Genomic DNA, 24066 nt, shown 5'->3' on the forward strand with positions numbered 1-24066 from the left:
TTCCGTGGTGGCACGCCACGCCACCCACATGGTCAGCATCGACGAGAAGCGGGTGTACGGCGACAAGACCGGGCAGACGACGGCCTACGTCGCCGCCGGCCAGGGGGTCGCCAGCGTGTCCGTCTCCGCCGACCGGGTCGGACAGTACGGCATCGACCACGAGTGTACCGCGCTCGACGTTGCCGCGACGGACGGCCAACTCGCCGTCGCCACCCCCGGAGACGTACTCGTCAAGGACGAGGAGAGCTACGATCCGGTCGGCTTCGGACCCGCCGTCGCAGTGGGGTTCGACGGCGACGCGCTGGTCGCGGTCGCGCCGGACTGGTCCGTCGCGCGCGCCACCGAAACGGACGAGTGGACGACCGTCGGGACCGTCGGCAGCCCCGTCCGCGCCGTCGACGGCGACCTGATCGCCGCGGAGGACGGCGTCTACCGTCTCGCAGACGGCGAACTCGCACACTCGGGCCTCGACGACGCCCGCGACGTCTCCGCCGCCGGCACGCCGCTGGCCGGGACGGGCGAAGGGCTGTTCGAACTCGGTGCCGGATGGATGAAGCAGATCCGCGGCGAGTGCGCGCTGGTCGGCGCGGCCCGCGACACGCCCCCCGGCGAACTGGACCGCGCCCACGCCGCGACGGCGGAGACGTGTTACGTCCACAGCGACGGCGAGTGGACTCCGATATCCGTACCCGCCGACGGCGCGGTAGCCGACGTCGGCTACGGTGACGAGGCGGTGTACTTCGTGACCGGCGACGGGACCTTCCTCGCGGACGCCGGCGACGGCTGGCGGTCGCAGCCGCTCGGACTGACGGAGGTCGGCGGCGTCGCGGTCCCGTAGCGGTCGGGGACCTGACGCCACTCGCATAACGAAAACGGGTTTAAGCAGGCTCGCGGATACCCGACCATGATAGTCAGCGGGTCCACGTCGCAGTCGCTCGCGGCCGCACTGGCCGACGAGTTAGACGAACCGCTCGCTCCGGTCGAGTTCGAACGATTTCCGGACGGCGAACAGCTCGCCAGCATCGGCGAGGTCTCCCCGGACCGGGCGGTGATCGTCGCGTCGACGCCGACCAGCGACGCCCACGTCGAACTGCTCCAGTTGCAAGACGCGGCGCGCGAAGCCGGGGCACGGGAGGTCGTCACCGTCATCCCGTACATGGGCTACGCACGTCAGGACGACGCGTTCAACCCCGGCGAGCCCGTCTCAGCGCGGGCGATGGCGCGGGCCATCAGCGCCGGGTCGGACCGAACGCTGGTCGTCAACCCGCACGAGGACGCAGTGTGTGACTTCTTCGACCCGCAGGCGACGGCCGTCGACGCCGCGGCGCGACTCGCGGACCCGCTTCCCGATGCCCTCACGGACCCGCTCTTTCTCTCGCCGGACGAGGGCGCGCTCGCTATCGCGACGACGGTGCGGGACGCATACGGAACGGGCGAGACGGACTTCTTCGAGAAGACGCGCCACTCCGGGTCCGAGGTCGAAGTTTCGCCCAGTGACGCCGCGGTCGACGGGCGAGACGTGGTCGTCACCGACGACATCATCGCCACCGGGTCGACGATGAGCGAGGCCGTCGGAATTCTGGACGAACGCGGTGCGGCGCGGGTGTTCGTCACCTGCGTACACCCGCTCCTTGCTCGAAACGCACCGACGAAACTCGCGCGGGCGGGCGTCGAGGCGGTCTACGGGACAGACACGCTCGAACGCGCGTCCAGCGCGGTCAGCGTCGCGCCGGTTATCGCGGGCGAGTTATAGCCGGACGAACCTCTCAGCCGGGGGTTTTAAGAACCGGTCCGCATTGGTAAGTGTGTGGACAGTACGCGTGCGTGGGGGGCGAAGTGAGATATGCACGGGATCATTCACAAGTCGCTGAAAGGGTTCGTCGAAGACCGGATGACTGACGGCGCCTGGGAGGTGATCATGGACGAGTCGGGTATCGAACCGAAGCTCTACCTCCCGGTGTCGCACTATCCTGACGAGGAGTTAGACGCCATCTTCGATACCATCGCCGACCGGACGGACCAAACTGAGGCGTCGCTCCAGCGCACCTTCGGCGAGCATCTCGCACCGGCGCTGCTCGACACGTTCAAGGCCCACGTCCGGGACGACTGGACGACGCTCGACCTTCTCAGCAACCTGGAGACGATCTACGAACAGATACGGACCGGCAACGACGAAACGGATCCGCCGGCGGTCGACACCGAACGCGTCGACGAGGAGACGGTGACGGTCACGTACCGATCTGACCGCGAGATGTGTCCGCTTGCGAAAGGGATCGTTCTCGGCATCGCCGGCGAGTACGACGAGACGGTCACCATCGAGGAAGACGCGTGCCTGCTCGACGGCGACGACCGCTGTGACCTGACCGTCGTCCGCGAGTGAGTGTCACTTCGGCGACCGTCGAGTGACGGCGGGCCGCGCCCGGATATACGGCCGCACGCCGTTCTATCGGACGCTACGACCGAGTAAGAGCGCAGTCGCGAGTATCGCAAGCGCCGCGAGCATCGCGCCGAATCCGGGTGTGTCGACGGTGCGTTTCCCCGCGACGTCGACCGTTCGCTCCGCGTCGCCGGCGCTCACTCGCACCTCTCCGGACGGGAGAGTGACGTTCGCCGTCACGGTATCTTCCTCGTCGACATCGAGCGCGACCGAACGCAGCGCGACCCGTTGACCGTCGACGCGGAAAGCAACGTCCCCGTCGGCGGGGCGGTCGGCACCGTTCGACACGGTCGCGATCAGTCGGACTGACTCGCCAGCCGTGGGTGACGCAGGGTCGACCCGGATATCGGTGACAGCGGGCGTCGCCGACTCTCGGACCTCGACGGTCCGTTCGGTGCCTTCGACCTCGATACGATACGTTCCAGGTCGGTCGAACACGGTCGCCAGAACGACCGCCGCGCGCTCACCCGGGTCCAGCGTGACGTGTCTGGCGGCGACGCGCTCCCCGTCGACGGTCATCGCGACGGCGAACTCGCCCGTCCGGCCGCCGTCGTTTTCGACGGATACGGTCGCGGTGAGGCGCTCGCCGGGGACGAGCGTCGGGGGCGCGGTCACGGTCCGGTTTCGCGACGGGCCGTCGACCCGGAACGAGTCGATAGACGCCGAGAGGATCGCCGGCGAAGAGTCGAACGTCGCGGCGTGATCCGCTGCGCTCCAGACTGTCGGAACTGCGTCCGTCTCGACGAACTCGCGAGTCCGCTCTCGAACCGCGGGGCCGCCGGAGGCATTCACCGCGTCGTAGAAGTCGCCAGACGTGACCCGCTCGTACTCGTTGAGTCTGCGAAACACCACGCCGAAGTTCCGGCGTCGGTCGCTTGCAACGCGAGCGTGGTAATCGACCGCGCCGACCGCGAGCGCCCCCTTCACGTAGTTCGCGTTGGTTCGCTGCCAGGTCGTCGGGTCCGCGAGCACGGATCCGGCGTACGGGCTCCGTTCGCCGTTCCGCAAGTGGTCGCGGAACGTCCGGAAATCGATGCGGCCCTGCTCGAACGCGTAGAGCGCGGCGTAGTACTCTGCGCCGCCCTCGATCAGCCACTGCGTCTCCGCCGTTGTCTGGTACGCCTGCCGGGTGTGGACGTACTCGTGGATCCAGACGTTGTCCGGCGAGGCGAGTCGCGAGTCCGCGAGCACCCAGGCGTCGTCCGGGCCGAACTGGAGGCCGCGGGCCGCCCAGTTCGTAGTCGTCGGAGCCGCGACGAAAAACGGCTCCTCGTCGCGCGCGCCGACGCGGAGGCGGCCGCTGGCGTCGTCGAGCGAGTCGAGAACGGCCCCTGGCGACTCGGCCATCGACGCCGCCTCGGGAACGATCAGCCGGATCCGCTGACCGTCCACCTCGCGGACGTACTCCTCGGACGGACCGAGAAAGGCGACTTCTCCGCCGGTCGCGCCGTCGCCGTCGACGACAGTTCGCCTGTCGAGCGTCACGTCCTCGCCGCGGTAGTTCCAGCCCGTCCGCAGTTGGGGTACCCGCACCACGGCCCAGTCGCCGGTGTCGACGAACACGTATCCCGCGTCGGCGAGGTCTCCGTCGAGGTGTGTGTGGGTCGCCACGCGCGAGCGGTCGGCGGTGCGTGTCCTTTCGCCTTCCTCGTAGTGGCCCGACCCGTCCACGTGGTTGCCCCCGCCGTCACCGCCCTCGCTCCCTGTGACGTTTATCGCGCGCCGCGTCTCGCCCGTCTCGTTCGCCGGGTGGTCGAAGGTGACCGCGGGGCGAGATGTCCTCCCGTCCCACTCGTACTCGTTGCCCTCGGCCCGACTGAATCCGCGGGTCGACGTCACCGTGGCCTCGTCCGGGATCGCGACCGTGACGCCGCTCACCCGGTCGGGCACTTGAAACCGAACCCTCGCTTCGATGCTCCCTGGGTCCGCCGGCGTGAGGCCGAGCGAGAGCGTCCGAACGAGTGGATCGGCGGCCGAGGCGTTCCGCGCATTCGACGCGTTCGACGCGGTACTCGCACTCGCCGGACTCCGAACGTTCCCGGCGGACGACGGGGCAGCGTCCGCCGTCGCGGCGGGCGACGCGTCCGCGGCCGGCACGTCCGCACGGGCTGACGGCGCACCCCCTGCGGCGACAGTTGCCGGCAGTGAAACGAGCAGCAGGAAGACGACGACGCCTCTCAGATACACGTACGTATACGAAAACGGATAGAACAAGGGCTTTGTGGACGAGCGTTTCCCGCTCGTACGACACTCACGGCGAACTACTCGACCGCAGTGAAAGGCCGGCGACACCGCCGTCCGTTTAGTCCGACGCTTCCGCGGTCGCCAGCGGCTCCCGTCAGTCGCCGCTCGCCCGTTCCGAGGCCTCGCGCTGGTCGGCCTCGCACGGCTCGATCGCTATCTCCATCTCTACGCCTTCCACGTCCCATTCCTTGCGGTGGCCGTCCTCGACGGGACCGAGTTCGTCGGCGCGGACCTCCTCTCGAACGAGGTCCTCGCGGCGTTCGATCAGGTCGGCGACGCGGGCGTCGTCGACGGCGAAGTCGAGGCGGATGCGCTCCTCGATGTCGAGTTCGAGGTCTTTGCGCATCTCCTGAACCCGGCGGATAACCTCGCGCGCGTAGCCCTCGCTCTCGATGTCCTCGGTGAGTGCGGTGTCTACGTAGACGACGCCGCGCTCGTCGCCGTCGTCCTCGACCGCCGTTCCGGTGACGCCGTCCGGCGTCTCGGTGACGAACTCGACCATCTCCGCGGTGAGTTCCTCGCCCTCCAGCACGTCGCTGACGGCGGATTGGAGCGCGTCTAACGAGGGGTCGTCGATGCGGGCCTCGTTAAGCGCGTTCATCACCTCGCCGGCGCGGTCGCCGAAGGCGGGGCCGAGTTCGCTCATATCGGCGCGGGCGCTGTACTCCAGTTCGCCCCACTCCTCGTCGGCACGGACGAGTTCGACCGCGCGAGCGTTCAGACGGTCGGCGAGCAGGTCGCGGTGGCGGGAAACGGCCTCGGCGAGGCGGTCGTCGTCCGCCGCGACGACGATCCGCTGGACGGGCCAGCGGAGTTTTCGCTCGGCCTGCTGACGGGCGTTCGACCCCGCCTCCTCGACGGCGCGCAGGAGACCGACGTCAGTCTCTAACTGTTCGTCGTGCCAGCGCTCGTCGACCTCGGGCCAGTCGGACATGTGAACGGTGTCGTGGCCGTCGTCGCCCGTGAGCGTGCCGTATATCTCCTCGGCGGCAAAGGGCGCGTACGGCGCGAGCAGTTTGACCACCGTCGACAGCACCTCGTAGAAGGTGGCGTACGCCGCCTGCTTCGAGGCGCTGTCCTCTTCTTCCCACATCCGTTCGCGGACGACCTGGATGTAGAACCGGGAGACGTCGTCGACGACGAACTCCAGGAGCGCGTCGAGCGCCTTGTCCTGCTGGTAGTCCTCCCAGTGGTCGCTCATCTCGGCGACGACCGACTGGAGGCGAGCGAGCACCCACTCGTCGACAAGGTGGAGGTCGTCCCCGACCGAGTCGAGCGTGGTCACCTCGGGGTCGAAGCCGTCGAGGCGCATGTACGGTAGCGGGAACCGGAACACGTTCCAGAGGATGTTGAGGTCCCGCTGCATGTTCTCGGTCTCGTCCCACGAGAAGCGCATGTCGTCGCCCTGCGGGTTGACCGACAGGAGGAACAACCGCATCGGGTCCGCGCCGTACTCCTCGATGACCTCGTTCGGTTCGACGGTGATGCCCTTGGACTTGGACATGCCGCGGCCGTCGGGCATGTTGGCGTAGCCGTGCATCAGCACTTCCTTGTACGGGATCTCGCCCATCGCTGCGGTGGCCATCCCGAGTTGCGACCAGAACCAGCCGCGGGTCTGGTCGTGGGCCTCCATGATGAGGTCGGCGGGCCACAGTTCCTCGAAGTCGTCCTCGTTCGACGGGTAGTCGAGGGTGCCCCACGTCGCCACCGAGGAGTCCAGCCACACGTCGAACACGTCGCCGACGCGGCTGTAGGTGGTGCCGTTCTCCGAGATGGTGAGGTCGTCGACGGTACCTTTGTGGAGGTCCACGTCCTCGGGGTCGACGGACTGGTCGACGCGCTCGGCGAGTTCCTCGCGGTCGCCGACAACGACCACGTCGTTCATGCTGCCGTCCCAGTCCTCGGGCGTCCAGATCGGGATCGGGATCCCCCAGTAGCGCTGACGGGAGACGTTCCAGTCGGGAGCGTCCTCGACGAAGTCCCGGAAGCGGTTGTCCCGCGCCCACTGCGGGTGCCACTCGCTGTCCTCGATGTTAGAAAGCAGTTCGTCCTTGATGTCGGTGATCGTGATGAACCACTGGTCGGTGACGATCTGGATGATGCCGGTGTCACAGCGCCAGCAGTGGCCGTAGCTGTGGTGGGTCGTCCCGGCGTCGAGCATCAGCCCCTTCTCCTGCAGGTCGGCGATGATGTCGTCGTCGGCGTCTTTGACGAACTGGCCGGCGTAGTCGCCGCCGCTGCCGTCGTACACGCCGTCGCCGTCGACCGGACAGAAGATGTCGAGGCCGAGTTCGCGGCCGCGCTCGAAGTCCTCCTCACCGTGGCCCGGCGCGGAGTGGACGAGGCCGGTCCGGTCGACCTCGACGTAGTCGGCGGTGTACACCTGTAGCGCGTCCTCGCCCGATGGGTGGTCGGGCACCTCGTCGGCGAGCGGGTGGTCGTACTCCCAGCCGACCATCTCCTCGCCGGTGACCTCCTCGACGACCTCGTAGTCGTCGTAACGGCCCTGACGGAGCACGTCCTCGACGCAGTCCTCGGCCAGATAGAGGACCTCCTCCTCGCCGTCCTTCTCGGCGCGGACGCCCTGGTACGTCACGTCGCCGTCGACCGCGACGAACGTGTTCGCCGGGATGGTCCACGGCGTCGTCGTCCAGATGACGAGCGACCCGTCGCGGTCTTTCAGCGGGAACTTCACGTAGACTGAGGGGTCCTCGACGTCGTCGTATTCGACCTCGTTGTTGGCGATAGCGGTTTCACAGCGCGGACACTGCGAGATGGAGCGCTGGCCCTGCTCGACGAGACCACGCTCGTGGGCCTGCTTGAACCCCCACCACGCGGCCTCCATGTACTCGGGGTTTACCGTCTTGTACGGATCGTCCCAATCCATCCAGACGCCGAAGGACTTGAAGTCGTTCTGGAGGCCTTCGAGTTGCTCGTTCGCGTACTCCTTGCACTCCTGGATGAAGTTCTCCTCGCCGAACTCCTCGATGTCTTTCTTGTTCTCGAAGCCGAGTCGCTCCTCGACTTTCGTCTCGATGGGGAGGCCGTGCATGTCGTAGCCCGGCCGGTCCGTCACGTCGTACCCCTGCATCCGCAGGTAGCGGATGTAGGCGTCTTTCAGGGTCTTGTTCCAGGTCGTTCCCATATGCGCCGCCCCGGAGGTGTACGGCGGGCCGTCGACGAAGAAGAACGGCTCCTCGCCCGCTCGGTGCTCAGTTGTTTGCTCGTACGCGTCGACCTCGTCCCAGTAATCGAAGACGCGGTCCTCGACCACGTCGGGGTCGTACTGGTCGTCTACCGCCGCGAACCTGCTCATGGATCAGACGTGCGCCTCCACTGATAAAGGCAAACCGGTTCCACAGAAAGCCCTTGCTCGACTCTGGCGAGTCTCGCTGCGCCCTTTCAATGACCGCCAGGTCCGCTAGTTTGCGCGGCGCTGACGGTCGTCAGCGCACGCTCCGAGGGCCTGCCCTCCCCCGTTCGCTGGCGATGGCTCACTGTCGCTCGCCACGCAAGCGTGGCCGTTTCAAGAAATGGAATACAGCGAGAAATCAAACGGACATCGTTCGAGTCGTCGTATGCGGTCGGTCTTACGCGCCGACGGCTTCTTTCAGCACCTTCTCGTAGCCCAGCAGGTACGTCCCGCCGTACAGCAGGATGAGGCCGAATCCGGCGAACCAGAGGCCGAGGATGGGTTCGCCGCCGGTGAGATGCTGGAGACCGCTGTACTCGGCCAGAACGCCGAGAACCGTCAGGACGCTCGCGCCGAGAACGTACGCGAGCAGTTCGAGGAGTATTTGCATGTCTCCCAGAAGACTACTGGTCGTTATGGGCTTTTCGCTCTCGGGCGTGACGCAATCCTTTTGTTCGTTTTCGGCGACAACAGAGTCATGGGACGATACGGAACAACTGACTACCCCCGCTACGCCAAACTCGGATTCTTCGCCGGCGTCGCCATGTTTCTCATCGGCGGCATCGGGTCGGCCGCCGGGAACGCCTTCTTCGGACCGCTCCCCGCCTGGGAAACGACGCTGCTTTTCGACCTCGAACTGTTCGGGATCCTGACCGCGCTGTTCAGTCCGCTCGTTTTCGGTATCGTCATGCCGCTCACGGAGTGATGCAGTTCCCCGACTCCCGGAACGTTCTCGAACCGAACTGTGCGCGCTGTCCCGCGCTCGCGGAGAGCCGAGAGCGCATCTCGTGGGGGACGGGACCACTCGACGCGACGCTGATGGTCGTCGGCGAAGCCCCGGGAGCGGGCGATCCGGACGCCGACGAGTGGCGCGGCGGCAACTGGACGGGCAAAGCGTACACGACGCACCACTCCGGGCGGCGCGTGCGCGAACTGATCGCCGAGATCGGCTACGCGAACGACTATTACTTCACCAACGCCGTCAAGTGCTTCCCGGCGGGCGAGGACGGAGCCAATCGCGAACCGACGCCCGACGAGCGAGCGAACTGTCGGACCCACCTCGAAGCGGAGATCGAACAGGTAGACCCCGAGGTCGTTCTCGCGACGGGAAAGCACGCGACCCAGACGATGCTCGCGTTCGACGGCGGCGGCCTCGACGGGTTCGTCGACAGCGTGCTCGATCCGATACACTGCGACTCGCTCGGGGTCACTGTCCTCCCGCTTTTGCACCCCTCGTATCAGGACATCTGGATCGCCAGACTCGGCTACGACCCCGACGAGTACGTCGACGCCGCGGCCGACGCGCTGGACGACGCTGTGTGACGCGGTATCAGGTGCTGGCGAGTTCTCCCACCAGTGCACCGGCGTAGACGCCCACGAACGATGGGATTATCAGGTACAACAGCGCCAGAAGCCCCACGGCGATGATGACGACGAACGCGCCGGTCGCGATGGCGACGATGACAGCCGCGATGACGAGGTAGATAGTCGCGGTGATGAGGTCGCCGGCGAGTGCGAAGTGGACTGTCGGCCAGAACACCGCAACGAGAACGAGTAGCGCCATCAGCGCGCCGGTCGGGAGTACGAGTCCGATCGCCATCTCCGATTTGTATCCGTCGTACCGCTCCTTGTTAGACATCGGGTACGCGAGGCCGGTCGCCAGTCCGACGAGCAGCGTGGTCCCCGAGATGTAGGGTATCGGACCGTACCCGCTGTCCTGGAGGGTGTCGAACAACATCTCCCCGCCCAGCGAGAGTTCGAACATCGGCGACGGCCCGACGAACAGCAGTCCGACCGCGACGACCGCCAGCGGCGCGCCGAACTTGAGGCCGAACGTCTCCGCTGGACCGCTCTCGTCGTCCTCGTCTTCGACGGAGTCGTCCGCCACGGTACCGTCGTCCGTGTCGATGACCTCCTGAAACTCCTCGAGAGAGTCGTCAGCCCGTTCGTCGGAGCCCCTGTCGCTAGTTCTCATTAGATATCAGTTATAACTCATGCTGATAAATTTATGGGATATATCATCACGTCCGACGCGCTGTGGTCCCGACCAACGGGGTTTCGGCGGCCGCTCGACGGTTTCGGGCGGGAAACTTTCATGGCCACTGCGGGTGATCGTTCGCCCATGTCCAACGACTGTATCTTCTGTCAGATCGTCTCCGGGGACATCCCCAGTCGAACCGTCTACGAGGACGACGATATCGTCGCCTTCCTCGACGCGAACCCGCTCGCTCCGGGCCACACGCTCGTCATCCCGAAAGACCACTACGAGACGCTGGGCGACCTGCCCGACGGCGAAGCCGAGGGCGTCTTCGGGGTGCTCCACGCTCTCACGCCCGTCGTCGAGGACGCCGTCGACGCCGACGCCTCGAACGTCGCGTTCAACAACGGCGAGGCGGCCGGTCAGGAGGTTCCGCACGTTCACGGCCACGTCATCCCGCGGTTCGAGGACGACGGCGGCAAACCCATCCACGCCGTCGCCGGTCCCAGACCGGACCTCTCCGACGACGAACTCGACGATATCGCGGACGACATAGCGGCCGGCGCGGAGTAAGCGGGACCGCGCCGCCTGCCCGACGCCGATCTGTACCACCGGACTGACGCCGATCCGCACCGCGTATTTTTTATACGATACCGGGAGGAATTATTCCCATGCCTACCGAGACGGCCGCACTTGTCGGCGCGACTGGCGGCGCAGGGTCGACCCGACTCTCAGTCGAAGTCGCCGCGACGCTCTCCCGCGACGACCGCGACGTCGCGGTGTTCGACGCGGCGTTCGCTACGCAGGGACTCGCACACTACGTCGACGACCGGGTCGAGCCGGACGTAACGACGCTCGTAACTGACGAAGACACGGCGCTCGACGACGCGCTGGTCGAGATAGACACGCCTCAATCCGGTCGGGTCGCCGTCTGTCCGGCCCGTGCCGCGTTCGCCGCTCTGGCCCGAGCGAAAACCGCCGGCGCGGCCGAGCGGTTCGGCGACGTAATCGACGCCGCCGCCGAGACGTTCGACCACGTGCTGGTCGACGCGCCGCCGGTGTCGACCAACCCGGCGGTCGCCGCAGTTACCGACGTGAACAACGTCGGCGTCGTGATCCCCGCCTCGCACCGCGGCGTCGATTCGCTGCAGCGTCTCCGTGGACGACTGGCCGACGTCGGTACCGACGCTGACCTCGTCGTCTCGAACCGCGGACGCGACCCGGTCGGCGAGGCGGACATCGCAGTACCCGAAAGCGAGGTCGTCCGCGCCGAGAACGCCCCGGCGTGTGCGGATCCCGACCACGAGTTCGGCCCCGCAGTCGCCGATGTCGCCGAGGAACTGTTCGAGGTGATGCTACATCTCGATTTCCCCGAGGAGTCGATGCTGTCGGACGTACTGTGAGCCCAGTACTGTCGAATGCGCCGTGATCGCTGTGGGGAAAACTGCTGTGAGCAAGCGACGGCGGCCCGGAACGCCTACGAGAACCGCTACAGGAGGTCGTCGACCGAACTCATCGTCTCGTCGAGCGGATCGTCGCCGCACCCGCTGTCCGAGAGAACGCCCTCGACCGCGTCAGCGGCCGCCGGTATCGGGTCGTGGGTTTCGATGTATGCGGCCAGTGCGAACTCCGTCTCCGACCCTCCAGTGAGCGTCAGCGCGTCCGCGCGGGGTAGCTCTGCGGCGATCCAGTCCCGGACCACGTCGCGCTGGCGCGGCGTGAGCGGCGACACCCCCTGTACCCCGAGGCGGTGGAGCGCCTTCGCCGCCGTCATCGGCGCGATGCCAGCAGATCGTCCCGCCGACCCGACGCTCGCCCCGTCGGCGTACGCTTCGACGACGGCCGCCGCCGCGGCGGGATCACACGGGAGTTCGGCCTCGTAGTCCGACAACTGCGCCGCCAACGTGTCCCCGGTGTCGTCGACAGTGGCCACGCCGCGGTCCCGCTGCTCGGCGGTGACCTCTATCCCGGCGGCGATATCCGACAGCGCCATAGCCGAACTGCTCGCCCCAGCCGTTAAAAATCACCGATCGACCTTCCGGAATCTACCGCCCGGCGCACCAGAACGTACCGGTAACCGGTACGTTCAACTCGCCGATATCCAGGTTCGTTCCCGTGATAGTCGTTCTTTAAATAAGTCATCCGAACGAAGTTCCGACTGTAATGAGCACCACAGGTTCGACGCGAGGCTGTCCGGAGTGCGACGGGCGGTTGAACGAGAGCGGCGACGAGACGGTGTGTGACGAGTGCGGACTGGTAGTCGCGGCCGACCGGATCGACCGCGGGCCGGAGTGGCGGTCGTTCAGCGACGACGAGACGAACCGCAAGCGGACGGGCGCGCCGCTGACCCGCTCCAGACACGACCGCGGCCTCTCGACCGAGATCGGCTACGGGACGGGGTCGAGCACGCGACTGACCGGTCGGAAGCGCCGGCAGGTCGCCCGGATGCGCCGGGAGCACAACCGGGCGCGGATCCCGTCGAAGTCCGACCGCAACCAGGTGTACGGATTCACCGAGATCCGACATCTGGTCAGCGCGCTCTCGCTTCCCGACAGCGTCCGCGACCGCGCGTGCACGCTGTTCGAATCCGCCCAGTCCGAGGACCTACTTCAGGGGCGTTCTATCGAGGGGTTTGCGGCCGCGGCGGTGTACGCGACCTGCCGTGTCGAGGCGGTCTCGCGTACGCTCGCCGAGGTAGTGGCCGACGCCCGCGCTGACGAGGACGAACTCAAAGCCGCATACGACGCACTGAACCGCGACTTAGGGCTACCGACCGGACCGATCGACCCCCGCGAGTACCTCCCGCGGTTCGCCAGCGAACTCGGCTGCTCGCGCGCCGTCGAGCGCCGCGCACGGGAGTTCGCGGACGACGCTCGCGACCGCGGCGTCGTCGGCGGGCGCAATCCAGGCGGCGTCGCGGCGGCCTGCCTCTACGCCGCCGACCGCGAACGTCACGCTAGTCTAACCCAGGCCGAGGCCGCCGAGGCGGGCGGCGTCTCGCCCGTGACCCTTCGCTCGGCGTACTACGCTGTGACCGGAAAAGAGAACTAACTACTTCTCGAATTCCTCGGTTATCGGCTCGCCTTCCTCCGTCGGCGGGGCGACGTGGTCGACGTACTCCTCGGGAGTTGGCTGGGTGACGGTGACTCGTACCTCGATGTCGCCGAGTTCGTCCGGGCTACCGACGGAGAAGTTGATGACGCCCTGGAACGCCGCCTGTTTCTTCAGCGAGAACGAGAAGCTGTCGCCCTGCAAGGTGTCGAAAAACTCCCGCCGCGCCGTGTCGAGTATCTCCTGCCGGTGAAGCAGTTCGGAGAAGTGCTCCATCGAATGCCCCGTGCCGACGACCTCGCCGGGCCGGGACTCGGTCTCGGCCTCGGGAAAGAGGTTCGTCACCGCGTCCGTGACGCGGTCGGTGACCTCGGTGTCGTTGACGGGCGCGACGATACGGACGTCGACGCTGTACACCGTGCTCATGCTTCCCCCCGAGTCGCTTCGGCACCGTCGGTGAGGAGGGACCGTACCTTCCGGTGGAACGACGCCAGCGAGTCCGTGTTCTCGATGAGCACGTCCGCGCGCTCCATCGCCTCGCCCATGCCGAAGCCGAGTTCGCGCTCGTCGCGCGCTTCGAGGCTCTCGCCGCCCTCGTCCGCGCTCTTGTCGCGGCCGCGCTCCTCGATACGCTCGGCGCGAACGTCGAACGGGGCCTCGATGCTTACAAGCGTGAAGTCGTCCCCGAACGCCTCCTCGAAGCGGTCGACCTCGACGCCCGACCGGATCCCGTCGACGACCACGGTGTCGCTGTCGTTCAGAGCCTCCTCGACGACCGGCAGCGACCGTTCGACGATGGCGTCTGGCCCATTTTCCTCGCGTAACGCTTTCGCGACCGCGCCGTGGTGCGTGGCGGGGTCGAGTCCGCGGTCCCGACACTCCTGACGGATGACATCACCCATCGTGACGACGGGGACGTTTAGCTCTTCGGCGACGGTCGCGGCCTCGTTCTTGCCGCTTCCGGGCAGGCCGACGGTCCCGATAACTCTCATTGTACCGTGATACTCCTGTGGCGCGCTTAAGAGCTTTGAAGCGCGGTATCGACGCGAAACACAACATACTTTGAACGCTGTGCCGGAGACGTATCCGAGGGCACGTAGCTCAGTCTGGATAGAGCGTCGGACTTCTATCCCCGAGACGACAGTGTCGGGGGAAGACATCCGACGGTCGTGGGTTCGAATCCCATCGTGCCCGTCTGCGACGAACGGACGTGAGGAGCGACGGGTGGTGGATTCGAGCCCTGCGAGACGAGCGGAGCGAGTCTCGCTTTGGTTCGAATCCCATCGTGCCCGCTCCTACGAACGACAGTTAGTTCGAACTCTCATCGTGCCCGTTATCTCCGAGCGTAGCGACCGGGTCCATCTTCGCGTCGGACGGACTCGCCTCGGACCAGCGCACAACAGAAAAGCGCGTTTGCGAAAGCGGCGAAAGGTCGCCGTTACCGGGCGCGCTTGACGAGTCGGCGGAGGTCGAGATGGCCCGCGCCGTGGTACGTTTCGCCTTCCTCCGGCATGCGTGCGGTCTCCTGGATGAGCGACTCGATTTCGTCGACGCTCGCGTCCGGGCGGAGCGACCGTACGAGCGCGACTGCCCCGGTGACCTGCGGTGCGGCCATCGACGTGCCGGCTTTCCACCCGTACGACGGTTCGGTATCGACGATTTCGCTGGGTTTGCTCCCTTCGTCGTCGTCGTCCGGCCCGTCCTCGTAGTGGGTCGTTACGGTCGTCGAGTAGACGAGGTCGTTGTACGCACCGTCGACGCTCCCTATCGCGTCGAGGTCCGCGTTGCCGCCTGCCGCGCTGACGTCCACGGCGTCGCCGTAGTTCGTGTAGAACGCCGGCTGAGTGGTCGGCTCTTCGAGGCGGTCCCCGGTGAGCCACTTCTCCTCGTTGTCGGAGTGTTTGTCCCCCCAACCGCAGCCGATGGGTCCGGTCGCGGAGACGCCGAAGACGCCTTCGGCCTCCGTCGGGAGGCTGAGAACGTCGTCCGGACTCATATCCAGGCTGTCGTTTCCGGCGGAGTTCACGAAGACCATCCCCTTCTCGCGGGCGTACGCGGCGACGCGTTCGTACGACGCCTTGATGTCGAGCAGCCACGGGAACTGTTCCGGGTCGACGTACGGGAGCGGGTAGCCGACGCTGAAGTTCGCGGCGTCACAGCCCTTGTCCGCGGCGGCGGCGAGTGCGGCGAGCGAGTCGCCCGTCGCTCCCTCTACGCCGGAGAACACGCGGTGGGCGACGATTTCGGTCTCGGGCGCGGTACCGAGTACGCCGCCGTCTGGCCCGTCGTTGTCGTTCGTCGCCGCGATAGTGCCGGCCACGTGCGTTCCGTGGTCGCCCGCCCCGTTCGGCCGGAAGTCGTAGGGGTCCGTGGTGAAGTTCTCGGATAGCTCCGCGTTGACCACGCCTTCGAGGTCCGGGTGTGCGTCGTAGACGCCGGAGTCGACGACCGCGATGCGCGTCCCCTCGCCTTTCGTCGTGTCGTGGACCGTCCGTCCGTTATCGGGCTGATCGGTCAGGTTTTCGACGTCCTGAACGCGCTTGTCCCACTGGAGTTCGGCGTTCGACGCTGCACCGTCGTGGTTGTGGCTGTTCGCCCGCGGCCCGGCCTGTTCCACGGCCGGTCCGCTGTCGTCCTGATACACGGCGACATCCGGCGTCGTCGACGATGCTCCCGGCACTGCCTCGGGATCACCCCGCGCCGCGAGGATGTCGATCTGCGAGATGTCGTGGATGATCTCTACGTCGCTCGGTACCTCACTGCGTGAGACCTCGCGAAGATCGACGAGGAATCGCTCGTTCGTCTTCCCACCCCCACCGGCAGTAGCCGGTCCGCTTACGAGCGCCGCACCGCCGACCACACACCCTGTCGCTTTGAGGAACGATCGTCTGTTATGGTTTGACATTGCATACGATTTGTATACAACTTTACCCATAAATATTTCCCAACTTACACCCGGGTATAGTTGGATTAACTAGGTTTATTAACCAGTGATTTCAAAAAACCAACTTTTGAGTGGGTGGGAAGACTCTTCTAGGGACTGGTTTATGCCGATAGCTACGCTCGGATGATGCGTCAGAAAAAACCCCACAGCGACCGCTCTACACCATGTTATCGTTGATATCGTCGAAATCAGCACGACAGAACGGACAGCGGTAGTTCGTGGCGAATCCGGATGTCTGGGTGACGGTCCGGGCTTCGATCTCGTGCATGGCGATGTTTTGACCGCAATCCGGACAGGCAACCTTCGGCATACTTCACGAACAATCAATCCATATACTTAAGGTAATCGATGTATGATACCACATATCACAGCAGAAGGAAGCGGTTATCCTGTACGAATCCAGAAACAAAAGTCGACCGCCTCAGCCGAAACCGAATCAAAAAGCGGCTAACTCAACCGTCGAACCCGTCTTCGAACCGGAACGTCCCGTTTCGCTGAACTACTTCCCCGTCGACTTCGATGTAGGAGTCCTCGCTCATGTCGACGATCATGTCGACGTGAACGGCGCTTTGGTTCTGAACGTTTTCCTCGCCGACGTTGGCCTCGTAGGCGCGGCCGACAGCCATGTGAACGGTGTCGCCCATCTTCTCGTCGAACAACATGTTGTAGGTGAACCGGTCGATGTCGCGGTTCATTCCGATGCCGAGTTCGCCGAGGCGGCGCGCTCCCTCGTCAGTGTCGAGTACTTCCCTGAGAGTGTCCTCGTTCTTGCTCGCCGAGTGGTCGACGACTTCCCCGCCCTCGAATTTGAGGTAGGCGTCGAGCACTTCGCGGCCCTGATGGTAGAGCGGCTTGTCGAACACTACCTCGCCCTCGACGGTGTCGGGGACGGGCGCGGTGAACACTTCGCCGCCGGGGACGTTGTTGGTGCAGGTGTCGTTGATCGTATGGTTACCGGCGATGCTCATCGAGATATCGGTCGTCTCGCCGCTGACGATGCGGACCTCGTCGGCATCGTCTAGGATCTCGACCATCTGCTCTTGGAACTCGTGCTGTTCGTCCCAGTCCTTGTTGACCGCGTCCCAGACGAAGTTCTGGTAGGCCTCGGTGCTCATCTCGGCGAGCTGGGCGTTGGCTGGCGCGGGGTACTGCGTGAGAGTCCAGTTGTCGGTCAGACGCTCGTTGAGGATGGGCCGCTGGGCCTGCTCGTAGGCGGCGTTCTGTTCGGGATCGACGTCGCTTTTCTCGGTAACGTTCTCGTTGGCGCGGATGTGAACGTGCGCGTCGGCCGCCTCGACCATCGCCTGTTCGTGGTCGGGCGTCTCGAAATCGCCGTCGTGAGAGCGGAGATACGCGCGGAGGGCGCGGCCGTCACGGTTGGTGTACTGGGCGAGCGGGTTCGCCCCGACATCGCCGATAACCTCGTGGAGCGCGACGACGAGGTCTTCGGCGACGGGCGGAGCCTTGATCACCACGTCGTCTCCCTCGTCGAGTTCGAGCGCCTGATGAACGATGAGCGAAGCGTGCTCGCGGATCCGTGGATCCATACCACCGTCTGGTAGCGGTGTGTCCAAAACCGTTTGGTTTCCGAACCGGACGAGCGCCACACGTTCAGTTTCTCGCGGATCGTGGAGACGAACCAGAACATCGGCCATCCTACCGGTTCGGGGACTGCTTCGGCGTAGTATCGGCAACGCTTCGAAGAGCAAAGCGAACTCGTGCGGTCCGTTCGCTGCCGACCACGACGTATTTCCCCACCGGCCTCCAATCTCGCGCCGTGATAGATCTTCGCAGCGATACGGTGACGAAACCCGGGGAATCGATGCGGGAGGCCGCGGCGAACGCGGCGGTCGGCGACGACGTGTACGGCGAGGACCCGACGGTGAACGAACTCGAACGTCGCGCGGCCGAGGCAACGGGAATGGCGGACGCGCTGTACGTCCCGACGGGGACGATGGGGAATCAGATCGCCGCTCGCACGCACACTGACCGCGGCGAAGAAGTTCTCGTCGAGCGCGAGAGCCACGTGTACAAGTGGGAAGTCGGCGGCCTCGCACAGCTATCGTCCCTCCAGGTTCGCACGATAGACGGAGGCGACAGGGGCGTTCCGACGCCCGAGCAGATCCGCGATGGTTTCGTCGAGGAAGACCTTCACCGGCCGGGGACGGGACTGCTCACGCTGGAGAACACCCACAACAGCAAGGGCGGCATCGCTATCGATCCCGAGACCATCGACGCCGCGGCCGAGGCCGCCCACGGTTTAGACGTTCCCGTCCATCTCGACGGCGCGCGACTGTTCAACGCGGCCGTCGCGCTCGACGTACCGGCGTCTCGGATCGTCGACTCTGTCGACTCCGTCATGTTCTGTCTCTCGAAGGGACTCGGCGCGCCGGTCGGGTCGATGCTAGCGGGGAGCGAGGAGTTCATCGAGCGCGCGCGCCGGAACCGCAAGCTGTTCGGCGGGGGAATGCGGCAGGCGGGTATCGTTGCGGCCCCCGGGATCGAAGCTCTGGAAAGCGTCGACCGCCTAGCCGACGACCACGAGAACGCCCGCCGGCTCGCGGAAGGACTGGACGCGCTCGACGGGCTCTCAGTCCAGCCGCCCGAGACGAACATCGTTCTGGTCGACACGTCGGACGCGGAGATGACCGCCGAGGAGTTCTGCGGGGCCTGCGAGACGGAGGACGTGCTGTGTTCCGAGTTCGGCGAGACTGTCGCGCGCTTTTGCACGCACCGGAACATCGACGGCGAGGACATCGAGGAGACGATAGCGCGGGTCGAGGCGGCGCTCGCGTAGTCGAGCGGAAAGCGACCGGGACCGCGCCGCGCTTACTGTCGGCCGTCTTCCATCCCCTCCTGAAAGCCGTGGAGGGTTCGACGGACCATCAGATAGAGAAAGAAGATGAGCGTCAGCAACGCGCCGACGATGAGGACGATGAAGGGGTCGACCGAAGCCATGTCGCGGCCTACTCGCGGGGGGCGCAAATACGTTTCGCCGCCGATCAACTGAGAGATTCCCGCTGCCGAGGGAGAAAGTTCATGCCGACCGACAGGGATCAGGGGTATATGGCCGACCTCCTGCCCTCCACCTCGGACGCGACGCCGGCCGAGGACTCCGAACCCAGGGTCGTCGGCGTCGACAGCGACGCGGCGGACGACGTCCTCGCCGCGCTCTCCTCGACGACGGCCCGGGAACTGCTCGCCGCCCTCCACGAGGAGCCCGCGACCCCGTCGGAGCTGTCTGACGCTGTCGACACCTCGCTCCAGAACACCCAGTATCACCTCGGCAACCTCGAAGACGCGGAGGTCGTCGAGGTCGCGGATACGATCTACTCCGAGAAGGGTCGCGAGATGAAAGTGTACGCTCCGGCGGACCAGCCGCTTGTCCTGTTCGCCGGACAGGAAGAGGAGACATCGACGCTGAAGACGGCTCTGTCCAGACTGCTCGGGGGCGTCGGTATCGTTGGGGCCGCGAGCCTCGCACTCCACAGCATCGTCGGAGAGACGGCCGTGGCACCGCCGACGAGCGGCGGTGGCGAAAGCGACCAGGGCGGTGGGGCTGTCGCCGGCGATGCAGACGACGCTGGTGGCGGTCTAAACGGCAGCGAGGACACCTACACGGTCGAAGGCGGAGACAGCGAGACTTCCGTGGAGTTCACGACCGAAAACGACGTCTCGATCAACAGCAACGGGGGGAACGAAACGACGGAAACGGTTCAAACCACGACCGATGCAGAATCCATCCAGGACTCGGTGACCGATGCTGACCTGACCACCACTGTCGCCAACGAGACGGTCGAAGCCGCGAACGACAGCGCGTCCTCCGCGGTCGACCTGGGGACGAACGCCGGTCTGCCGCCTGGACTCTTGCTGTTCGTCGTGGGAACGATCCTCGTGACAGTGTGGGTCTTCTTCCGCTACGTCGACCGATGACGCGGGCCGCCTCGAACTCTTTTATCCGCGGATAGGTAAAACAGGGATTTGAGTTTACGTTGCGTATATTGGGTGTCCATCCGAAGGTGTAGATGCGGTATCCGGGATTGCCTCCCTGGCACCCCTACCCGAAGTCCGAGCCCTCCAGCCCTCCACCAGCCTGCTTCGGCCCTCCAGTCGCCTGCCGTCCACCGTCGTCAGTGGGATGTGGCGGCACCGTCATTCTCCGAGACCTATTCAGTCGACGCCAGTCGAGAGACGGATCAGTAGCGTCGATCCGCGGACAGCGATCAGCTATCGCCCGCGTCCCCGCCTCTTCTGACCTCGAAACTGTCGACGACCGTGCCGCCCGGGTCCAGCAGCCGACCGCGGACGACGTTGTCCCCTGGGACGAGTTCCGCGTACCCCGGACGCGAGCCGCGCGGGTCAGCGTGACTTCCGGGGTTCAACAGCGTCACGTCGTCGGCGTGCGTAACGGACGGACGGTGGGTGTGACCCGAAACGACGAGCGACGCGCCCCGCGAGCGACCGAACATCGCCAGCGCGGTCGCCCCGCCGTGCTGACGATGGGTCAGTGCCGTCGTCACGCCGCCCACGTCGAACGTCCGGGCCGACGGGAGGTGTTCACGGACCTCTGCGTCGTCAGCGTTGCCGTGAACCGCGAACAGTCGGTCGCTCTCGGCCCGGAACGCCGACAGCGCGGCAGTCGTGGTGAAATCGCCGGCGTGGACGACCAGGTCGGCCTCGCGGACGGCTTTTAGCATGTGCTCCGACAGTTCGTGTCCCGTCCGGCTGTGCGTGTCCGAGCAGACGACGATCATGGAATCCCGTTCACACTCCCGGGCCACCACTCTTTCGGCAGGGCAACACCCTTCAGGGACCCCTTCCTACGGGCGAGCATGAGCGAGGAGGCGAGCGACGACGCCGGCGCGTCCGAAGCGGGAGGCGTCGGCGGTGCGTCCGGGGCCGACAGTGCAGAGAGGAGCGACGTCACCCCGGAGTCAGTCCGCGACGCGTTCGTGGACGCCGCCCCACGAACGGCGGCGGACGTGGCCACCGCAGTCGGGGCACCTCGGGACGCCGTCACCGATGCGCTCACTTCACTCGAAGCGGCGGGCGACCTTCGCCGGAAGGAACTCGGAGACGACGATCCGACGACGCTCTGGTATCTGCCGGCGGCGACGCTTCGCGACCGGGAGACGGAGGGGATCGCCGAAGCGGACGACGACATTGACAGAGCGCTCGCCAGAATGACCGTTCCCGGAGCCAGCAGAATGATGCGGGACTGGCGGCGCGACGCCGTCCGCGCCGTCGTCGAACACCTGCGCGAGGGCGGGCCGGCGGTCTCCGACGAGATCACGGAGAACGTCTACCCGTCCCATTCGGCGGGATACGACGACCCCGAATCCTGGTGGGGTTGCGTTCGACCCCGCCTGCTCTCGGTGCCTGGCGTCGTCCACGAGGACGGAGCGTGGCGATACGAATCTGACAGCTGATCCCGTACTTCTTTCATAGCCGCGAACGCGGGTGTGTACAATGGCAAGTAGCAAATCGGTCGTCATCGCCGCGCTTATCGCCAACGGCGCTATCGCGGTGCTGAAGTTCGTCGGCTACCTGCTGACGGGTAGCCCGTCGATGCTCTCAGAAACGTACCACTCCATCTCCGACACCGGGAACCAGGTGTTTCTGCTCGTCGGGATCCGCTACGGCGGCCGCGAGGCGACCAGAACTCATCCGTTCGGATACGGGAAGGCGCAGTTCTTCTACAGTTTCCTCGTCAGCGTGTTGCTGTTCGGGATCGCTGGATGGGAGAGCGCCACCCACGGTTACAACGCGCTCCAGCACGGCGTTCACCGCGCCAGCGAACCGACCAGTCTGCTCGGCGTCACGTTCGACCCCATCTACGTCAACTACGCCGTGTTGGTGGGGGCTATCCTCTTCGAGTCGTACGCGTTCAAGAAGGCGTACGAGGCGATCACGAAGCAGATGGAACAGCACGGCTGGAACAGTTTCCGCGAGGCGTTCCGGAAGACGAGCGACGTGACGACGCTGACGGCGCTGACCGAGGACTTCATCGCCCTCGCCGGTGCCGGTATCGCGCTGTTCGGCATCTACCTGAGCCGGGTGACCGGAAACCACATTTACGACGCCGCGGGCGCGCTGATCATCGGGCTCATGCTGATGGGCTTCGCCCTCGCGCTGGCCTGGGAGAACAAGCGCCTGCTTCTGGGCGAAAGCGTACCGAAAGAAGAGGAGCGCGAACTCCGCGAGATCGTCGAAAACGGCCGGGACGTCAAAGATATCGTCGACTTCCGGACGGTGTATTTCGGCACCGAGCAGATCCTCGTGGCCGCGGACATCGCCTTCGACGCATCGCTGGACACCGAGGAGATAGACACACGGATAACCCAACTGGAGGACGAACTCATCGCGCACAATCCGGGTGTGAAGAAGGTGTACATCGAACCGGAGACGATAGCGTCCGCGTAAGGACACGCCTTTTCTGCCGGGGACGCGTTCGAAGGAACTGACGCGCGAAACGCCCGTTCGAGCGGGAACAGCGCCGGAACTATCGAACGAAAGTAACCGAACAGAGACACCGACGGATATAATACGTGCGGTAGAGTCGCACATATAAGCAAAGTTTCGCCGGCGCGGTGCGATGAATACACAGACCCAACGGAACCATGACCATTTCAGTGTCCGACATACGGGAAGCGCGCGATAGATTCGACGACGAGGCGGTCGTTCGGGAAACGCCGATCGAGACGAGCCGGTCGCTCGAAGCGGAGACCGGAGCGACGGTCCGACTCAAGATGGAACACCTGCAGCGGACGGGGTCGTTCAAGACCCGAGGGGCGTACAACAAGTTACAGCAGGTCAAATCCTCGTCGAACGACGCGACCAGAGCGGTCGCGGCGAGCGCGGGAAACCACGCGCAAGGGGTCGCGCTCGCCGCCTCGAAGACCGGGCTCGAATCGACTATCGTCATGCCGAAGAACGCGCCGCAGACGAAAATCGACGCGACGGCGGGCTACGGCGCGGACGTGGAACTGCACGGGCACAACTTCCGCGAGGCGATGGCACACGCGAAATCGATCGTCGGCGACGACAGCGTTTTCGTCCACGCGTACGACGATCCGGAGATCGCCGCCGGACAGGGAACGCTGGGGCTCGAAGTCGCCTCGCAGGTCCCCGACGCGGACACGGTGATCGTCCCGATCGGCGGCGGCGGACTCATCGGCGGCGTCGCAACGGCGCTCGCCGAGACTTCGCCAGATACCCGGGTCGTCGGCGTGCAGGCAGAGGACGCTGCAACCGTCCCCCGGAGTCTAGAGAAAGGGGAACCGCACACGATAGATTCGGTGCAGACGATCGCCGACGGGATCGCGACCGGCGGGATCTCGGAACTCACTCACGGGTTGATAGAGGAGTACGTGGACGAGGTCATCACGGTTTCGGACACCGAGATCGCCGAGAGCGTCCTGTTCATGCTGGAACGAACCAAACAGATGGTAGAGGGCGCGGGTGCGACCTCGGTCGCGGCGATGCGAAGCGACCGACTCGACGTCAGCGACGAGGTCGTCGTCCCGGTCCTGTCCGGCGGCAACCTGAGCATGACTGACCTGCGGACGGTGCTTACACACGGACTCACCCACCGCGGGCAGGTCGTTCGACTGCGGGTTCACATCGTCGACCAGCCGGGCGAGATGAACCGCGTTTCGGAGATCATCGCCGACTGCGGCGCGAACATCTACGAGGTGAACCACGAGCGGTCGGTCGAGGAACTCGACGTCGGCAACGCGTACCTGCAGTTCCGTATCGAGACGAGCGGGACGGACCAGACGGACCGCATCGTCGAAGCTATCCGCGACGCCGGCTACTCCGTCACTCGGGTCAGTTGAGGCGGGAGGTTATCCTTCTCTCGGAAGCAGAGCTCCGGTCGACGCCGAAACGAGCGGACGAGGAGCGGCGCGCCCAAGCCGTGCCTCGTCCCGGAACGTCCCCCACGAAACGACTTACAACAGCCCCTATGAAACGGGGATCCCGACAGTCCACTTTCACCG

At 65.6% G+C, this 24066-nt stretch carries 24 protein-coding genes and 1 tRNA gene; 14 read left to right on the plus strand and 11 right to left on the minus strand.

What is annotated here, in order from left to right:
• Positions 1 to 28: 28 nt before the first annotated feature.
• The 3 genes from SM753_RS07830 (at position 29) to SM753_RS07840 (ending at position 2380) form a co-directional block, all read left to right on the plus strand.
• The gene (locus SM753_RS07830) at positions 29 to 838 is read left to right on the plus strand and encodes a hypothetical protein (protein ID WP_323191163.1); all 810 of its coding nucleotides are present in this window, start codon (positions 29 to 31) and stop codon (positions 836 to 838) included.
• A gap of 66 nt (positions 839 to 904) precedes the next feature.
• Positions 905 to 1753 carry a ribose-phosphate diphosphokinase gene (locus SM753_RS07835; protein ID WP_323191164.1) on the plus strand — a complete coding sequence of 283 codons (849 nt, stop codon included), beginning with the start codon at positions 905 to 907 and terminating at the stop codon, positions 1751 to 1753.
• A gap of 90 nt (positions 1754 to 1843) precedes the next feature.
• Complete coding sequence (locus tag SM753_RS07840) at positions 1844 to 2380, plus strand: heme NO-binding domain-containing protein (protein WP_135535029.1); 537 nt, start codon at positions 1844 to 1846, stop codon at positions 2378 to 2380.
• Between the two features lie 63 nt (positions 2381 to 2443).
• Here SM753_RS07840 and SM753_RS07845 read toward each other — a convergent pair whose 3' ends face one another.
• The 3 genes from SM753_RS07845 to SM753_RS07855 form a co-directional block, all read right to left on the minus strand.
• On the minus strand, positions 2444 to 4624 hold the full coding sequence (locus SM753_RS07845) for a PGF-CTERM sorting domain-containing protein (protein ID WP_323191165.1): 2181 nt from the start codon (positions 4622 to 4624) through the stop codon (positions 2444 to 2446).
• Positions 4625 to 4775: 151 nt separating this feature from the next.
• Positions 4776 to 7997, minus strand: a complete 3222-nt coding sequence (ileS, locus tag SM753_RS07850) for an isoleucine--tRNA ligase (RefSeq protein ID WP_323191166.1) — start codon at positions 7995 to 7997, stop codon at positions 4776 to 4778.
• 274 nt (positions 7998 to 8271) lie between these two features.
• Entirely contained in the window at positions 8272 to 8484 is a 213-nt protein-coding gene (locus tag SM753_RS07855) for a hypothetical protein (RefSeq protein WP_135535032.1), read from the minus strand.
• Between the two features lie 87 nt (positions 8485 to 8571).
• Here SM753_RS07855 and SM753_RS07860 point away from each other — a divergent pair, with 87 nt between their 5' ends.
• Together SM753_RS07860 and SM753_RS07865 are read left to right on the plus strand one after the other, a co-directional pair.
• A complete protein-coding gene (locus tag SM753_RS07860; protein WP_323191167.1) occupies positions 8572 to 8799 on the plus strand; it encodes a hypothetical protein in 228 nt (75 codons plus the stop codon).
• Positions 8799 to 9416, plus strand: a complete 618-nt coding sequence (locus SM753_RS07865) for a uracil-DNA glycosylase family protein (protein ID WP_369335332.1) — start codon at positions 8799 to 8801, stop codon at positions 9414 to 9416. Before SM753_RS07860 ends, SM753_RS07865 begins: the two co-directional genes overlap by 1 nt.
• Before the next feature lie 7 nt (positions 9417 to 9423).
• Here SM753_RS07865 and SM753_RS07870 read toward each other — a convergent pair whose 3' ends face one another.
• The gene (locus SM753_RS07870) at positions 9424 to 10068 is read right to left on the minus strand and encodes a hypothetical protein (protein WP_323191169.1); all 645 of its coding nucleotides are present in this window, start codon (positions 10066 to 10068) and stop codon (positions 9424 to 9426) included.
• Positions 10069 to 10215: 147 nt separating this feature from the next.
• Here SM753_RS07870 and SM753_RS07875 point away from each other — a divergent pair, with 147 nt between their 5' ends.
• Both SM753_RS07875 and SM753_RS07880 read left to right on the plus strand, forming a co-directional pair.
• On the plus strand, positions 10216 to 10644 hold the full coding sequence (locus tag SM753_RS07875; protein WP_323191170.1) for an HIT family protein: 429 nt from the start codon (positions 10216 to 10218) through the stop codon (positions 10642 to 10644).
• Between the two features lie 98 nt (positions 10645 to 10742).
• Complete coding sequence (locus tag SM753_RS07880) at positions 10743 to 11474, plus strand: AAA family ATPase (RefSeq protein ID WP_323191171.1); 732 nt, start codon at positions 10743 to 10745, stop codon at positions 11472 to 11474.
• Positions 11475 to 11560: 86 nt separating this feature from the next.
• Here SM753_RS07880 and SM753_RS07885 read toward each other — a convergent pair whose 3' ends face one another.
• A complete protein-coding gene (locus tag SM753_RS07885) occupies positions 11561 to 12064 on the minus strand; it encodes a hypothetical protein (protein WP_323191172.1) in 504 nt (167 codons plus the stop codon).
• Positions 12065 to 12234: 170 nt separating this feature from the next.
• On the opposite strand from SM753_RS07885, the gene SM753_RS07890 reads away from it, so the two are divergent.
• Positions 12235 to 13122, plus strand: coding sequence for a transcription initiation factor IIB family protein (locus SM753_RS07890; protein ID WP_135535039.1), 888 nt, complete (start codon positions 12235 to 12237; stop codon positions 13120 to 13122).
• On the opposite strand, the gene SM753_RS07895 is transcribed toward SM753_RS07890, so the two are convergent.
• Together SM753_RS07895 and SM753_RS07900 are read right to left on the minus strand one after the other, a co-directional pair.
• A complete protein-coding gene (locus tag SM753_RS07895) occupies positions 13123 to 13548 on the minus strand; it encodes an RNA-binding domain-containing protein (RefSeq protein ID WP_135535040.1) in 426 nt (141 codons plus the stop codon).
• Entirely contained in the window at positions 13545 to 14114 is a 570-nt protein-coding gene (locus SM753_RS07900) for an AAA family ATPase (protein WP_135535041.1), read from the minus strand. Before SM753_RS07900 ends, SM753_RS07895 begins: the two co-directional genes overlap by 4 nt.
• 98 nt (positions 14115 to 14212) lie before the next feature.
• Here SM753_RS07900 and SM753_RS07905 point away from each other — a divergent pair.
• Positions 14213 to 14316 (plus strand) — tRNA-Arg (locus tag SM753_RS07905).
• Between the two features lie 244 nt (positions 14317 to 14560).
• Here the strand turns inward: SM753_RS07905 and SM753_RS07910 are convergent.
• On the minus strand, positions 14561 to 16027 hold the full coding sequence (locus SM753_RS07910) for a S8 family serine peptidase (RefSeq protein ID WP_323191173.1): 1467 nt from the start codon (positions 16025 to 16027) through the stop codon (positions 14561 to 14563).
• 491 nt (positions 16028 to 16518) lie between these two features.
• On the minus strand, positions 16519 to 17613 hold the full coding sequence (locus tag SM753_RS07915) for an aminopeptidase (RefSeq protein ID WP_323191174.1): 1095 nt from the start codon (positions 17611 to 17613) through the stop codon (positions 16519 to 16521).
• Positions 17614 to 17843: 230 nt separating this feature from the next.
• Here SM753_RS07915 and SM753_RS07920 point away from each other — a divergent pair, with 230 nt between their 5' ends.
• The gene (locus SM753_RS07920; RefSeq protein ID WP_323191175.1) at positions 17844 to 18863 is read left to right on the plus strand and encodes a low specificity L-threonine aldolase; all 1020 of its coding nucleotides are present in this window, start codon (positions 17844 to 17846) and stop codon (positions 18861 to 18863) included.
• A 32-nt stretch (positions 18864 to 18895) separates the two neighbouring features.
• Here SM753_RS07920 and SM753_RS07925 read toward each other — a convergent pair whose 3' ends face one another.
• The gene (locus SM753_RS07925) at positions 18896 to 19024 is read right to left on the minus strand and encodes a hypothetical protein (RefSeq protein ID WP_259371287.1); all 129 of its coding nucleotides are present in this window, start codon (positions 19022 to 19024) and stop codon (positions 18896 to 18898) included.
• 81 nt (positions 19025 to 19105) lie between these two features.
• Between SM753_RS07925 and SM753_RS21355 the strand changes: the two genes are divergently transcribed.
• Positions 19106 to 19999 (plus strand): ArsR/SmtB family transcription factor, encoded by an 894-nt coding sequence (locus SM753_RS21355; RefSeq protein ID WP_369335333.1) that lies wholly within the window; start codon positions 19106 to 19108, stop codon positions 19997 to 19999.
• A 290-nt stretch (positions 20000 to 20289) separates the two neighbouring features.
• Here the strand turns inward: SM753_RS21355 and SM753_RS07935 are convergent, their stop codons facing one another.
• A complete protein-coding gene (locus SM753_RS07935; protein WP_323191176.1) occupies positions 20290 to 20820 on the minus strand; it encodes a metallophosphoesterase in 531 nt (176 codons plus the stop codon).
• Positions 20821 to 20898: 78 nt separating this feature from the next.
• On the opposite strand from SM753_RS07935, the gene SM753_RS07940 reads away from it, so the two are divergent.
• The 3 genes from SM753_RS07940 to ilvA all read left to right on the plus strand — a co-directional run bounded on the left by SM753_RS07940 (position 20899) and on the right by ilvA (position 23904).
• Positions 20899 to 21495 (plus strand): hypothetical protein, encoded by a 597-nt coding sequence (locus SM753_RS07940; protein ID WP_323191177.1) that lies wholly within the window; start codon positions 20899 to 20901, stop codon positions 21493 to 21495.
• A gap of 40 nt (positions 21496 to 21535) precedes the next feature.
• Positions 21536 to 22489 carry a cation diffusion facilitator family transporter gene (locus tag SM753_RS07945; protein WP_323191178.1) on the plus strand — a complete coding sequence of 318 codons (954 nt, stop codon included), beginning with the start codon at positions 21536 to 21538 and terminating at the stop codon, positions 22487 to 22489.
• A 197-nt stretch (positions 22490 to 22686) separates the two neighbouring features.
• Positions 22687 to 23904, plus strand: coding sequence for a threonine ammonia-lyase (gene ilvA, locus SM753_RS07950; RefSeq protein ID WP_323191179.1), 1218 nt, complete (start codon positions 22687 to 22689; stop codon positions 23902 to 23904).
• Positions 23905 to 24066: the final 162 nt, after the last annotated feature.

The organism is Halostella sp. PRR32, assembly GCF_034808085.1.
GTDB lineage: Archaea > Halobacteriota > Halobacteria > Halobacteriales > Natronoarchaeaceae > Halostella > Halostella pelagica.